This is a genomic window from Sedimentibacter sp. MB31-C6 (assembly GCF_035934735.1).
Classification (GTDB): Bacteria; Bacillota; Clostridia; order Tissierellales; family Sedimentibacteraceae; genus Sedimentibacter.
Map to the genome: position 1 here is coordinate 2261680 of NZ_CP142396.1, position 14838 is coordinate 2276517.

Genomic DNA, 14838 nt, shown 5'->3' on the forward strand with positions numbered 1-14838 from the left:
TCACAAGACAGGTTTTTTAATATTTAACTTTTTTCAAAATTCCAGTATATATATCATCTAAATTTTGTTTATTAATGCTATACATATCAAAAGTTTTAATAATATTATAGTCATTCATACCTTCAACAAAGGCTCTTTCCTTTTCATCAATAAAATTCAACACATATAGTCTGTTCAATGAATACTTATAAAATATATTATCATATTCTCTTAAATCACTGTAATTTTGCTTTTCTGTCTTTTCAATCATTAGTAGATTTACGAGTTCAATAACTTTTGAGTTATAATTTAAAGGTACAATTGGATTCATTAAATACCTGTACAAAGTCATATCCTTATATAATGAGAAACTATAAATACCAAAACTATAATTTCTAAAATCAGTTGCTTGAGAACTAGGAGCTAAACTCCAATTTATATTTAATAGAGAAGGAATATTATTGGCTTTTTTCAAGTCGTTATAAACTAAAGTTCTAAGCATATCAGTATTATTATTCTTTATATAATATACATATCTAAAAAATAATATATTAGCTTTAGCATTATCACTATCTGTTGTAGAATGCCATTTCTCCAAAGCTTCCATATATAAAGATTCTTTAACATCAAATTTACTAATAGTTGTAAACAACTGCATATATTCTGAGTCATTTAAATCATTTCTAGTAATGATATCTGCTAGAATTTCATTAGAAAATAGATTCTTTTCTTCATCATTGAAATTGCCGAAGTTTATCAAATAAAAATTTATTCCCGCTATGTTGTAATATTCATCTGAATGTAATGTATAAAGAGTTTCAATTGCATTTAAATCATACAAATGTGCATCTTCAGGAAAAACATAACCTCCAAATGATATAAATTCTAAAGTGTCCTTAGCTTTAATATATTTTTTATCCTGAGTATCAGCTGTATTATAATTATAACTACCAAAATAAGAATACATATCCTCGCCTTTTATTGGGAGAAACTCTATTTTAGTTAGATACTTGCTAGAATCACTTGTTTTAATATCGTTGAAAACCCGTTTTATTAATGCAGCTGACTCCGCTCTTGTTATATTTGTATCACCACGAAAAGTTTCATCTTCGTATCCCATAATTAATCCAGCATTATGCAACCTTTTAATTTCGTTATAATATTTATGATTTTCTTTAACATCTTTCAATGGTAGAGGGTTATCATATATTGCATTTTTACAAAATGCTGCAATTAATGCAGCTGATTCTTCTCTAGTAATTGCTTTGTCAGGATTAAAATTTCCTTCAGGAAAAATATCCTTAAAAGTATAATCTGCGTTGGTTTTTAAATGTTCATACATAGATATAACAAAAGTATAAGACCAATGTTTATCTGACATATCATTATATGCCATATTACTTGTGTAAACTTCATTCATCTTATTTTGCTTATAAGCCGTTTTACATAAGATAGTTATAAACTCAGAACGAGTAATATCTTTTTCAGGTCTAAAAGTGAAATCACCATAACCATTAAAGACCTTTAAGGTATTAGATGAGAAATTAATATCTTCCTCTGCCCAATGTCCATAAGTATCATAATAAACAGTTTTAGCCAAAGTCGGCTGAATGGATAACACAACAAAAATAATAGTAATTAATAATAGCTTGTAAAGTTTTTTCAATTTGCGTCACCACCTACTTATATATATTTGTTTATTATTGTATTTACCTCCTCTTCGGTTATATTAAACACCTTTTTTAAGTAAATATCAATACTAATTTTTCCTAAATTAGAGATATTATTTCTAATATTGTCAGGAGGTATATAAATTTTAACATTATTTAACTTATTGGGATAATATTCATACAATTCTTTCCCTACTTTTTTTGATAAACACTTAAAATAAAATTCAAAAACGCTAGAATTTAAATATTCAAGTAAGTATTTGAATGATATATCATCATTAACTTCATTTATTAAATAAACATCAGCACTGCAAAAATATCCATCCTTATCAAAATAAAATCTATTACTTCTTGATTTATATGGAAAAATGATTTTTGGCTTTTCAAAGTCAGAATGATTTCGGCCCCATTGAAGTTCATACCACTTACGTAATCCACTCATGCATTCCCGCCTAGTCATTAGCCTTTCCTTATGGGGTGCTAAATATTTCAATGTATTAGGAAAATCTTTTTCATTTTCAATCAAATTAGTGTAAATTAAATACTTGTTATTATATGTTACTTTAGATTTTGTGATATTACTATTTTTGACCCATTTTTTTAAGAGATATTTTTCTAATTTATGTTTTTCGATTGTCTCCTCATCTACTATAAAAGCTTTATCAAAACCAGTTATTATACCTTGCTTAATATTACAAATATCTCTGATGTAAGCATTACCAATACTTTCTATGCGATTAAAAAGCTCTTCCTCTATTGATTCTAAAATAATCCAACCATGACTTTTTAGCTTGTCCTGATTATAATTGAATTTTTTTTCAATATTATCTCTATTATATTTGACGTAATAAAACTCATTTTTGTTCATGACAATATTTGACAATGTAATAACTGCTGGGCTAACCATAACATTTTTGAAAATTCTAATACCACTATAATCAACGATAGATAAAATCGAATAATTATTTTTTATAAAGTATCTTAGCTTATCAGCGTACATAGCTTCCATGAAATAACGAGATGTTATAAATGATAATACACCATCATTCTTGAGATAATCTTTACATTTCATAAAAAAACAATAAGAAATATCTGATTTATCGTAAAAAACCTCTTTAAACATATTCCTAAGTATAGCCCTATATTCTTTATCAGTGTTCTTATGACCAATATAAGGTGGATTTCCTATAATTATATCATAATTATTTATTTCATATATTTCAATTAAAAAATCTTTTTTTACAATGTTGAATTTTACATTAGTAGAATTACATATAAATAATATGCCTATTTTTGTTAGAAATATTGAAAATTCGTCAATATCCACGCCATGTAACATATTTTCAATTATATATTTATCATTAAAATTTGAACGTTCTTTTATCAATTTAAAGGCTTCTATTAAAAAATAACCACCTCCACAAGAAGGATCTAAAATTTTAGTATCCTTATTTATGGTTTTTATGTTAAATACATTATTAAGCATTTTAATAACAATATATTTAGGGGTATATACTTGTCCTAATAATTTCTTTTCCTTAGAGGTTAAAAGAGATTCATAGAGACTTGCAGGAGAAAAATCATTTATAAATATGTAATCTTTGTTTTCTTTTATTAATATATAAATTCTTTCTTCAATATATGATTCATTAAGATTATATTTATCATACATATCAAATATACCCATACTACTGTTGTTCAAAACATATTTAGATAATAAATCAGATAGATTTTCCTCCAATATACTAATACCATTTAATTTGCATGCATACATTACTTTCGAAACAAAAAAAATAATATATTTCACATTATATATATAATCAGAATTGTCAATATTTTTAATTATTTTAATTAAATCTTTAATAAATTTTTTATTCATAAAACCCCTTGCAGATAGCATATTTGCATAATTTTAATTTATGTATTAAATTACATTCATTATCAATATAATATCATGTACAAAAAAATATATCAATACATTTAGGCTGTTAATGCTATATAGTATTAGGACCATATAGGAGGTGATAAGATGGCAATTATATCTAATCAGGCAGACTCTAAATTTAAAATGGTATTAAATGGCGGACTTGATGAAAACAACAAGGAAATAGTTAAAAGCAAGACATTTTCAAATGTTAAGTCAACTGTTACCAACGAAGATTTATACAATTTAGGTGTATCAATATCAGATCTTCAAACTTATGAATTAACAAATATAGTAAGATTAGAAGAATATGAATTAATTAATGAAGAATAAAGATATAGAATTACAAGTATAAAGGGGTGATAATATGGCTAAAAAATTAGTAATGTCCTTTCTTACAGCAGAAGGTACAACCTCATCTATGACCATTGATGAACCAAAAGAAGATTTGACTGAATTAGAAGTAAGAGCAGTGATGGAAACAATTATAAGTCAAAATGTTTTCAATACAAGCAAAGGCGATTTAACAGAAATAAAAACAGCAAACATCGTATCAACATCCACTGAAAATTTAATATAACAAAGAATAATTTTATGATATAATCAATATAAACAATGCAAACAACGCAATCACCACGCGTAGGGGACGCATTGCATGCGTCCCGCGGTTTGCATACAATGCAAATAATGCAATCACGCGACGGGCGGATACATTTCAAACGATTCAATCACTACGCGTAGGGGACGCATTGTATGCGTCCCGCGGTTTGCATACAATGCAAACATACATTGATATCGTGAAACTATAGGGCGTATATAATGCAAAGCTACAAAAAAATATAGAAAGGGAAATCCCATGATAAACAAAAACGAAATTATTAAAAATAATGAATTTCTAAAAAGCGTTGTAAATTTAAACGAAACATTATGGCTTAATACAAAACTCAAAACTTACAACGAAGCAAGCAAAAATGTAAACATTGATATTGCGGCAATTGACGATGCAGAACTTAGACTAAAAAAATTTGCATCATTAATAGAAATACTATTCCCTGAAACAAAACCTTCACATGGCATAATTGAATCACCACTAAAAGAAATTGAAAAAATGAAAAATAAACTTCAAAATTCCTATAACATACAAATTTCAGGAAAACTATTGTTAAAAATGGATAGTCATTTAGCAATAGCTGGTTCTGTAAAGGCACGAGGTGGAATTTATGAAGTATTGAAGTATGCTGAATCACTAGTTATAAAAAACAACATGCTAACAGAAGATGATGATTATTCAATTCTTGCGGAACAAAAATATAGAGATTTCTTTAATCAATATACAATACAAGTTGGATCAACGGGTAATTTAGGATTAAGTATAGGAATAACATCAGCAGCACTAGGATTTAAAGTTATAGTTCATATGTCTTCAGATGCTAAACAATGGAAAAAAAGTTTATTGCGTTCAAAAGGAGCGACAGTAGTAGAATACGACAGTGACTTTTCTAAAGCTGTAGAAGAAGGAAGAAAACTTTCAGATATGGATGAGATGAGTTATTTTGTTGATGATGAAAATTCTAGGAATTTATTCTTAGGCTATAGTGTAGCAGCAAGACGTTTAAAGAAACAATTGATAGATTTAAATGTTACGGTAGATAAAGAACATCCATTAATTGTATATTTACCATGTGGAGTTGGAGGAGCACCAGGAGGGATAACATATGGATTAAAATCAGTTTACAAAGATAATATACATTGCTTTTTTGTAGAACCAACCCATGCTCCATCAATGCTAATTGGAATGGCAACAGGACTTCATAACGAAATAAGCGTACAAGATTTAGGCATAGATGGAAAAACTCATGCAGATGGACTGGCAGTAGGAAGACCTTCCAAGTTAGTTGGTAAAATAATGGATTATATACTAAGTGGTATATTTACAATAGATGATAATAAGTTATATAATAATATGCGTTTATTACATGAAACAGAAGGAATAGATATTGAGCCTTCATCATGCGCAGCATTTGCAGGACCAATATTATTAGAATCGTCAAAAGAAGGAATACAATATATTAAAGAAAACAATTTAGAAGATAAAATGACCAATGCAACTCATATTGCATGGGCAACAGGAGGATTACTAGTACCAGAAGAAATAAACAACCAGTTCCTATCAACATATCTGTAGGGGACGCATTGAATGCGTCCCGTGGTTTGCATATAATGCAAACCTACATGCTTTTTAATTCGGTTTCAGCTCCTGCGAAGATAGCGAATTTGTTGTATCCGTATTCTTCAAATGTATTTAGTTGCTTTCCTAGTTTTTTTGCTTTTTCATATGTAGAAACAGTATAATTTTGACTTCTTAATTCATCTGCTTTTTTTATAACTTCAATATAATTGTCTGATTTATCATAAATTAAAACAACTTTTTCTAAATTAGGAACGCTGAAATTTTCTTCTATTAATTGATTAACAAGTCTTTCAAAGCCAATAGAAAAGCCTATTGCTGGTATTTTTTGACCTATGAAATTACCTATCATTTCATCATATCTTCCACCACCTGCTATAGAATATCCCAGACTCTTATAAGCAATTTCAAATATAGAACCAGTGTAATAACCCATTCCTCTTATTAGAGTAAAATCAAATTCAATATCGTAATTTCCTTTGGCATAAGCTCTAACATCATCTAAAATACCTTTAACATCATTTATAACATTTTCTGACACTCCATAGTCATTAAGACATTCAGTACCTTTTTCATTTATATTATTAAGAGCTTTCATTAATTTGTCAATACTATCATTGTTATATTCCTTTTCAATAAGCTCTTTTTCAACTCCTGATATTCCAATTTTATCAAGTTTATCTACAACGATACATACACCTTCAAATTCTTCTTCGTTGAAACCACAGTCTAAAATTACAGCTTTTAAAACTCTTCTATCATTAAATCTAACAACAAAATCAGTAACATTTAAAGCAGTTAAAGCTTTTGCAGTGGTAGTTATTAATTCTAGTTCAGCAGCTTTTGTGTCATCTCCAATTATGTCAATATCGCACTGTTTGAAGCTTCTGTATCTTCCTTTTTGAGCTCGCTCTGCTCTAAACACATTTCCTACTTGTAGTGCTTTGAAAACTGATGGGAGTTTAGAGCGATTGTTACAGTAAAAACGACTTAATGGAACAGTCAAATCATATCTTAAGCCTAAATCAGCTAAATTATCTTCAGTTAAGTTTTCATCTGAAAGATTTAATTTTTCCCCTCTTTTTAATATTTTAAATATTAACTTTAAATTTTCTCCGCCTTTACTGCCAATTAAATTATCTATATTTTCAACTACTGGTGTTTCAATTAGCTCAAAGCCACTTTGTTTGTAAGTATTTACAATAACATTTTCAACATAATCTCTTATTTCCTTTTCTTTTGGCGTAAAATCTCGCATACCCTTAGCAGGGTTTAAATTTACTTTCATTTTTTCCTCCTTTTTAATGAATTTCAATTTCTGTGTTGTTTGACAAATCGTTATCTTGTTTTATAACCCTTGATAATATAAGCACTGTTAATAAACCAGCAAACACCCTAGAACCTAAAACTATAAATAAATTTGCTCCTATTGCAGCAAATATAAAGGTATCTTCAATTACAGCATGACAAAGAGATAAAAACATGCAAATAAGAAAAACACTCCTTTTATCTAAGTTGTAGTCTTTAGTACTTTGTATAATTGTACCTGCCCCAAAAAGCAAACCAAAAACAATACCAACTAAAAGAGAAATACCTGAATTTTCACTAATAGTAAAAAAATTTGTCACAGGTTTTATTGCTTTAGAAATCTTGTCAATGATTTTTAAATCTTTAAATATTTCCATTATTATCATTAATGGAAATATTACCTTTGTAATTCCCCATACAAAGGATAATAAATCTAATAGTAAATTAATTATAATATCCATATTATCACCCAAATATCCTAGAATATAAAAAACCAAACAATAAAGAAAAGAATAGCCTTAGAGCCATACTTGCAGTTCCATTAACCCCTAATTTTTTGACTACTGCCGTCTCTGCAATCAAATTATGAGAAATAGAAACCATAATAGCGATAGTCGTAGTTTGTACTGCATTTAATTCTATAGCAGCTAAAGTTCCTAAAGCTCCATATATGCCTGTAAAAATACCTACAATTAGAGTTAATGACGTTTCTCCAGGAAGACCGAATACTGCCATAACTGGACTAAAAATATCTGCTATAATATTTAACAGGCCTGATAATGATAAAAGCTGAACTCCAATATATATAGGAACCATAAGCTTTAGAAGGTCTATTAGGGTTTTTAATCCATTGTTAAAACCACGCTTAAAAGTGTCAATAGTAATCATATAATTTCCTCCATCTAATAAAAATTATTATAGCATAGTAAATACGTTCAAACAATGATAATTTCAAAATATTTGTCAATTGACACACTATGTTAAGTTTGATAGAATTGAAAAGCAAATATAAAAAAAATAAAGGAGAACTTTACCTGATGAAATTCAAAAACATAATAATTATGAGTGCAATCATATATTTATTCACAATCTTCAATGTAGCTTTTGCTAGTGAAACCAATGTAAGCACAATGATGGAATTCTATTCTTCTAGTCATAATAAATATACAAACAATCCCTACGGATATGAAATAATATTACCAAATAATTTAAAGTTAAATGAAGATATTGTAAGCGTAAAAAGTAGATTTGAATCAGATGATTTAGTAGTTGAAATTCTTTATGATAATTTTTACAATACTCTTGATTCAACAACAACTTACAATAGTTATGGTAACAAAGGCATTGAAAGGAATGAAGAATTTCAAATAACAGATGAATATAACCATAACTTTAATGGAATATATGGACATATTGTACTTTATGAACGTCGTAAACTTAAAAATGAAGAATCTGATAGAAACTATTATGCAACAATTTCCTTTTCAAGAACGTCTAAAGAAGTAGTAACTATTTTTATGAAGTCTTCACAACCTTTATACATAGAATATATTATGCAAAACTTTAAATTTATTGAAAAGTCTGGACAGTTAAAGTCTGATGTAGTATTCGAACCTGTTAAAAAGAATTTTGATAAAAAAACCCAAGAATTTTATGATAAGTACTTTGCAAATAATGAAAAAGTTGACTTTGGAATATTTGAACCTACATTTCCAACATACGCATATAGATTACAACAATTAGAAGGGATATTTGATTATAATTTTCCGGTTGTTCTTTTATATAATACATTTTCATTGCCATACAAAACTGATTATATGAATAAAGCCAAAGAATTAGGAAAAGTAGTTGAATATACTTTATATACTACTGATATAGTAGATGGAAAAGAGAAAGATATAACTTTGGACATTATAGAAGGGAAATACGATGAATATTTGGAGCAATTGGCTCAAAGTTTCAATGCCCACGATTTTCCTGTTCTATTTAGATTAAACAATGAAATGAATGGGGCATGGGTTTTATATTCCTCATATTTGGTAGGTAAGGATACGGATTTATATATAGAATGTTGGAGATATATTTATGACAAATTTCAAGATTATGGTGTGGATAATTTGATATTCGTGTGGAATCCTAACGAACTTTCGTTTCCAAATTTCGCATATAATAACTATCTATCTTATTACCCAGGAAATAAGTATGTTGATATTGTTGGATTAACAGCATATAATACTGGAAACTACTACTATGGCGAAAAATGGAGAAGTTTTTCAGAAGCATATGATCACTTTTACTTTGATTATGCTGCTCGGTTCAAACATCCTATGATGATAACAGAATACAGCAGTTCATCTACAGGAGGCAACAAAACTGAGTGGTTTAAAGATATGTTTAATACTATTAATAAGTATGATAGAATTAAACTTGCAGTTTTATGGAACGGACAAGATTACGATACATCAAAACCAAATAAAACAGTTTCTAGAAATTATAGACTAGATTTAGACGAGTCAGTTATACAAGTAATTAAGGAAGGATTACAAAAATATAAATAAATTTAATGTGTTCAGAATGACAAGTATTACAATTTTGGAGGGATTATGAATAGTAAAAATAATGCACTATTTATTGCAAACTTCTTAAGTTTAATATTAGGTGGATATCTGATTACTATGTTACCTGTTTAAAAGTATGGAACTTTTTAAAAAACTATTCGTCCTATAACATAGGAGGTGAATCGTATGAATAAAAAAATTATATTGACAATAATTTTATTAATAGGATTAATTATTGCATTATCTATTATAAATAACATTAAAAACAATGATAATGATGTAGAAGAAACATTCAAAGCAACTGTTTTAGAGAATAAGGGTAATTCATTGCTGGTAGAACCTATTGAAGGAGAAGATGAACTTAACTCAAGTGACAAAATTTCTTTAACAGTGCCAGTAAATGATGCAACATTAAAAGATTTATCTGAATTTTCACCAGGAAGCATAGTTGAAATTACATATAATGGAGAAATAATGGAAAGCTATCCAGCACAGATTAGAGCTATAGATGTAAAATTAGCAAATTAAATATATATTAAAAAATAATTATGATTATACTAAAGTTAATATTAATAATTCTATACTATAATTTTAATTATAGTATTTTTTTTACTAACGTTATAATAAGTTGCAATACATAGGAGGTATATATGAATATATTAGTTTGTGATGATGATGTGGAAATAGTAGAAGCAGTAGAAATATATTTAAAAAACGAAGGATACAATATCTTTAAATCTTACACAGGATTAGATGCTATTGAAACGGTGGAGAATAATGATATCCATTTGGTACTTATGGATATAATGATGCCTGAAATGGATGGTATAAAGGCAACAACTAAAATTAGAGAAATCAAAAATATTCCTGTAATAATGCTTACAGCAAAATCAGAAGACATTGATGTTGTTTTGGGATTAAATATGGGGGCAGATGACTATATTACAAAACCCTTTAATCCTATGGAGCTCATTGCAAGAGTAAAATCACAACTTAGAAGATATACTACATTGGGGGGAGCTTTAGAAAAGGACAATAAAAATCTTTATAAAACAGGTAATTTGTTGATTGATGATGATAGAAAAGAAGTAACTGTGGATGGTGACATAGTAAAACTTACCCCTGTTGAGTATAAAATACTTTTACTTTTATCTCAAAATTTAGGAACTGTATTTTCTATAGACGAAATATATGAAAATGTATGGAATGAACCTTCCTTTAATCCAGAAAATACTGTAGCAGTTCATATTAGACGTATAAGAGAAAAAATAGAGATTGATCCTAAAAATCCAAAATACCTGAAGGTGGTGTGGGGTGTTGGCTATAAAGTGGAAGACATTAAGTAGAAAAACAATTACAAAAACAACCGCATTTATTTTATTAGTATTTAGCCTTATGTTAGGAGTTTTTTCATGCTTGGAAGTATTTTTGAATGTAGAAAACTATGAAAGTATTACTGTTGAAAATTATATTCAAAGCAATACCCTAAGTGACGAACTGCGTCATGGTGCTAATAGGTTGGAGTATTTATTACGCGTTTATAAAGGTAAGGATTTTATTATAAATGGTGGAACCATAGAGAATTTGAAAATTGAAGATAGTTGGCAACTAACTAATTTATACAATAATTTTGTTGTTGAAAACAATTATGAAGATAATATAGAAACAGAAGAGTTATTTTGGATTGAAAAAAGCGACGAAATAGAAGATATAAAAAAAGCAATTATAAAAACTGACTTGTCTAACTATGAAAAAATATTAGATGACTTAAATAATCCAGAAGGATTAATATACTATGCTTATGACGGAAAAAATATTTCTACTAATACAGAAATTGATAGAAAATCATTTTATGAAATAAGAACTGCATATTTGCTTATTGATGAAGATGGCACGGTAATTAAGCCAGAAAATGGGAAAAATAGTTATTCGCCTTCATTAGTAGACAAATTAGAAAGTATTGAAAATGGTATAGATGAAACTGTAATTTATGTTGGTATAACAGATGAAGGATTGGCAACTCGAATAGATAAATGGAATAATGATAGACATACTTTAATCAAGAATGCAATTATCATATTAATTTGTATTGTTATAACGCTAATATGCTTCGTTTACCTAATGATTGTAGCTGGTAGAAGAAATGGAACTGAAGAAATCCACATAATATTTTTAGATAAGTTATATACCGATTTAAATTTGATTTCAATAATAGGTCTTGTGGCAATAGGTATAGTTGGATTTAATGAAGTACTTAGTATAAGATATATAAATATAAATTTAATGAAACTAGCAATGCTTTCATCAGTGGCTGCATTATCTACAGCATTTATAGGTCTATTTCTTTCAATAGTGAAACATATAAAAAAAGGAACAATTATAAGATATTCTGTTATTTATATCGTTTTGTCTAAAATTATAGAAATTATAGTTAAACTATTCAGAGGTGGCCCTCTAATGTTTAAATCCATAACTGGTATAATTATTTTAATGGGAACTACAATATTAGGAACAAAAAACAATTTTTTATTGTTATTAATTTTAATATTTGCTTCTTTCTTTGTTTATAAAAAAGTAATATCTTTTAAAACCATATTAGATGGAATTAAATTTACTAAAGAGGGAGATTATGCCTATAAAATAAATTTAGAAGGTAATGGAGAATTTAAGCAATTAGCAGAAGATATAAACGAACTAACAGATGGTATAAAAATGGCTGTACAAAACGAAGTAAAAAGTGAAAGGCTCAAAAGTGAGTTAATTACAAATGTTTCCCATGATATTAAAACACCTTTAACTTCAATAATTTCCTATGTTGACTTGCTTAAACGAGAGGGACTTGATTCAAAGAATGCTATGAAATATTTGGATGTTTTGGACCGAAAATCTAATAGACTAAAAAACCTTACAGAAGATTTATTCGAAGCAGCAAAAGCAACAAGTGGCAGTATTGAGCCTCATTTTTCAAGGGTAAATGTGAATGCATTAGTTTCACAAATATTGGGAGAATCAAACGATAAAATACAAGATAAAAAACTGCAATTTAAGGTTACTGCAACTGAGGATAGAATATACGCAAATGCAGACGGTAGACTATTAAGTAGGGTTATGGAAAACTTACTTTCAAACATATTTAAATATGCATTGAAAGGTTCACGAGTTTATATAGATATTACTCAATTAGAACAAAATGTATACATTTGCTTTAAAAATGTCTCAGCAAAAGAACTGAATATTCCAGTAGATGAATTAATGGAAAGATTCAAAAGAGGTGATGAATCTAGGAGCTCAGAAGGTAATGGTCTAGGGTTAGCAATAGCTAGAAGTTTAATGGAAATTCAAAAAGGATTGTTAAGTATAAGTATTGATGGTGATTTGTTTAAAGCGGAAATAAAATTAGAAAAATATTCACATTAAAATTTAAAAAAGTTATAAAAAAATATGAATAAAAAATAGCATCCAGTTAATAATATAAAAAAAGAAAAAGTGTGTAACTTTTAAATATAACGTCCCCCTTTATTTTAATAATACGCTTTTTCTTTTTTTTATTTTTGTTATATATTCATTAAGTATATGCAATGATGTTTAAAAATTTTTTAGTGTAACGTTTCTCAATTATAAACTTTCTTTTCCTTAAAAATGGCTTTAATGCAAAATTTGTAATTGAAATGTAATATAAATGATGTTAAAATATATGAGGAATAAAATAAGTAACAAAATAAAATTAGATTAATAGTATATTACATAGATATCATACTGGAAATCAGTAGTTTATGGAGAGATAAATGAAAAAAATAAAAGTAAATAAAAGTCTGGAACTTGCAGGTACTATTAGAGTTGATGGCTCAAAGAATGCAATTTTGCCAATTTTGGCAGCAACACTTCTTTCAGAAGAAGAATGTATTATTCATGATATACCGAAATTAAAAGATGTTGAAATAATGTGTCAGCTACTAAAAGTTTTAGGAGCAGACATAGAAGAAATAGAAAGCAATACACTTAAAATAACAGTTAAAAATATTACTACATGCGAAGCACCATATGAATTAATATCAAAAATGAGGGCTTCGTTTCTTGTAATGGGTCCTTTGTTGGCGAGATGTGGAAATTCTAAAATTTATATGCCAGGAGGGTGCGCAATAGGGACACGCCCTATTGATTTGCACTTAAAAGGGTTTAAAGCTTTAGGAACTGATATTAAATCAGAAAATGGATATGTGAATGCTAAGACTGATAAATTAATTGGAAATTACATTTATTTGGATTTCCCTAGTGTTGGCGCAACGGAAAATTTAATAATGGCAGCAGTTCTCGCTGAAGGAGAAACAATTATAGAAAATGCTGCAGAAGAACCAGAAATTGTTGATTTGGCAAATTTCATTAATAGTATGGGCGGAAATATTATTGGTGCAGGAACTAAAACTATTCGAATTAAAGGTGTAAAAAAACTGCATAAAACTGAGCATACAGTTATACCTGATAGAATAGAAGCAGGAACATATATGGTGGTAGCAGCAGCAACAGGTGGTGATTTGCTAATTGAAAATATAGTATCAAGTCACTTGCAACCAATTATAGCAAAATTAAATGAAACTGGGGCACATATAGAAGAGTATGAAGATAAAATAAGAGTAGTATCAAATGGAATTATAAAACCAGTAGATATCAAAACCCTTCCATACCCTGGATTTCCAACGGATATGCAGGCTCAATTTATGGCATTGCTTTCAATAGCTGATGGCACAAGTATAATACACGAAACTATATTTGAAAACCGATTTATGCATGCAAACGAGTTAATGCGTATGGGAGTTAATGTAAAAATAGAGGGCAGTAGTGCTGTTTTAACAGGAAAAAGTGAATTAACCGGTGCCAAGGTAAAAGCTACTGACTTAAGAGCAGGAGCTGCTTTAATAATAGCTGGCCTAATAGCAGAAGGTGAAACAGAAATTACAGATGTTTACCATATAGAAAGAGGTTATGCTGATATAATAGGAAAATTACAAAATGTTGGAGCAAAAATTAGACTCGAAGAATAATAACATGTTATCATTCGCACATTGATAATTAAATCCAACATTATTCGAATGTAAATCAGGATACAAACGTAGGGGACGCATTGTATGCGTCCCGCGGTTTGCATACAATGCAAACCCAACATGATTCGAATGTAAAATCATGACACAAACGTAGGGGACGCATTGTATGCGT

Annotated in this window: 13 protein-coding genes; 8 read left to right on the top strand and 5 right to left on the bottom strand. The window is 28.3% G+C overall.

Going from position 1 to position 14838, the window contains the following annotated elements:
• Positions 1-16: 16 nt before the first annotated feature.
• Both U8307_RS10715 and U8307_RS10720 read right to left on the bottom strand, forming a co-directional pair.
• A complete protein-coding gene (locus U8307_RS10715) occupies positions 17-1645 on the bottom strand; it encodes an S-layer homology domain-containing protein (protein ID WP_326907745.1) in 1629 nt (542 codons plus the stop codon).
• A gap of 17 nt (positions 1646-1662) precedes the next feature.
• Positions 1663-3528, bottom strand: a complete 1866-nt coding sequence (locus U8307_RS10720) for an Eco57I restriction-modification methylase domain-containing protein (RefSeq protein ID WP_326907746.1) — start codon at positions 3526-3528, stop codon at positions 1663-1665.
• A gap of 150 nt (positions 3529-3678) precedes the next feature.
• On the opposite strand from U8307_RS10720, the gene U8307_RS10725 reads away from it, so the two are divergent.
• The 3 genes from U8307_RS10725 to U8307_RS10735 all read left to right on the top strand — a co-directional run bounded on the left by U8307_RS10725 (position 3679) and on the right by U8307_RS10735 (position 5758).
• Positions 3679-3906, top strand: coding sequence for a DUF1659 domain-containing protein (locus tag U8307_RS10725; protein ID WP_326907748.1), 228 nt, complete (start codon positions 3679-3681; stop codon positions 3904-3906).
• Between the two features lie 34 nt (positions 3907-3940).
• A complete protein-coding gene (locus tag U8307_RS10730; RefSeq protein WP_326907750.1) occupies positions 3941-4153 on the top strand; it encodes a DUF2922 domain-containing protein in 213 nt (70 codons plus the stop codon).
• A gap of 279 nt (positions 4154-4432) precedes the next feature.
• A complete protein-coding gene (locus tag U8307_RS10735) occupies positions 4433-5758 on the top strand; it encodes a D-serine ammonia-lyase (RefSeq protein ID WP_326911592.1) in 1326 nt (441 codons plus the stop codon).
• A gap of 43 nt (positions 5759-5801) precedes the next feature.
• Here U8307_RS10735 and hisS read toward each other — a convergent pair whose 3' ends face one another.
• Genes hisS through U8307_RS10750 form a run of 3 tightly spaced genes read right to left on the bottom strand, consistent with a single transcriptional unit; the run spans position 5802 to position 7957 of the window.
• Positions 5802-7049, bottom strand: a complete 1248-nt coding sequence (gene hisS, locus U8307_RS10740; RefSeq protein WP_326907752.1) for a histidine--tRNA ligase — start codon at positions 7047-7049, stop codon at positions 5802-5804.
• Between the two features lie 13 nt (positions 7050-7062).
• The gene (locus U8307_RS10745) at positions 7063-7530 is read right to left on the bottom strand and encodes a nucleoside recognition domain-containing protein (RefSeq protein WP_326907754.1); all 468 of its coding nucleotides are present in this window, start codon (positions 7528-7530) and stop codon (positions 7063-7065) included.
• Positions 7531-7534: 4 nt separating this feature from the next.
• Positions 7535-7957: a nucleoside recognition domain-containing protein gene (locus U8307_RS10750; protein WP_326907756.1), complete on the bottom strand. Its 423-nt coding sequence runs from the start codon at positions 7955-7957 to the stop codon at positions 7535-7537.
• Between the two features lie 149 nt (positions 7958-8106).
• On the opposite strand from U8307_RS10750, the gene U8307_RS10755 reads away from it, so the two are divergent.
• From U8307_RS10755 to murA, 5 genes are all read left to right on the top strand, one after another.
• Positions 8107-9627, top strand: a complete 1521-nt coding sequence (locus U8307_RS10755) for a glycoside hydrolase family 26 protein (protein ID WP_326907758.1) — start codon at positions 8107-8109, stop codon at positions 9625-9627.
• 186 nt (positions 9628-9813) lie between these two features.
• Positions 9814-10155: a DUF3221 domain-containing protein gene (locus U8307_RS10760; protein WP_326907759.1), complete on the top strand. Its 342-nt coding sequence runs from the start codon at positions 9814-9816 to the stop codon at positions 10153-10155.
• A gap of 122 nt (positions 10156-10277) precedes the next feature.
• Complete coding sequence (locus U8307_RS10765) at positions 10278-10973, top strand: response regulator transcription factor (protein WP_326907761.1); 696 nt, start codon at positions 10278-10280, stop codon at positions 10971-10973.
• On the top strand, positions 10942-13044 hold the full coding sequence (locus U8307_RS10770; protein ID WP_326907763.1) for a sensor histidine kinase: 2103 nt from the start codon (positions 10942-10944) through the stop codon (positions 13042-13044). Before U8307_RS10765 ends, U8307_RS10770 begins: the two co-directional genes overlap by 32 nt.
• 368 nt (positions 13045-13412) lie before the next feature.
• Entirely contained in the window at positions 13413-14666 is a 1254-nt protein-coding gene (murA, locus tag U8307_RS10775) for a UDP-N-acetylglucosamine 1-carboxyvinyltransferase (RefSeq protein WP_326907765.1), read from the top strand.
• The last annotated feature ends 172 nt before the right edge of the window (positions 14667-14838 follow it).

Excerpts from the sequence above, each read along its gene's own strand:
- U8307_RS10725 (WP_326907748.1), top strand. The coding sequence starts at position 3,679 with ATGGCAATTATATCTAATCAGGCAGACTCTAAATTTAAAATGGTATTA.
- U8307_RS10730 (WP_326907750.1), top strand. The coding sequence starts at position 3,941 with ATGGCTAAAAAATTAGTAATGTCCTTTCTTACAGCAGAAGGTACAACC.
- U8307_RS10750 (WP_326907756.1), bottom strand. The coding sequence starts at position 7,957 with ATGATTACTATTGACACTTTTAAGCGTGGTTTTAACAATGGATTAAAA.
- U8307_RS10760 (WP_326907759.1), top strand. The coding sequence starts at position 9,814 with ATGAATAAAAAAATTATATTGACAATAATTTTATTAATAGGATTAATT.
- U8307_RS10765 (WP_326907761.1), top strand. The coding sequence starts at position 10,278 with ATGAATATATTAGTTTGTGATGATGATGTGGAAATAGTAGAAGCAGTA.
- U8307_RS10745 (WP_326907754.1), bottom strand. The coding sequence starts at position 7,530 with ATGGATATTATAATTAATTTACTATTAGATTTATTATCCTTTGTATGG.
- hisS (WP_326907752.1), bottom strand. The coding sequence starts at position 7,049 with ATGAAAGTAAATTTAAACCCTGCTAAGGGTATGCGAGATTTTACGCCA.
- U8307_RS10720 (WP_326907746.1), bottom strand. The coding sequence starts at position 3,528 with ATGAATAAAAAATTTATTAAAGATTTAATTAAAATAATTAAAAATATT.
- murA (WP_326907765.1), top strand. The coding sequence starts at position 13,413 with ATGAAAAAAATAAAAGTAAATAAAAGTCTGGAACTTGCAGGTACTATT.
- U8307_RS10755 (WP_326907758.1), top strand. The coding sequence starts at position 8,107 with ATGAAATTCAAAAACATAATAATTATGAGTGCAATCATATATTTATTC.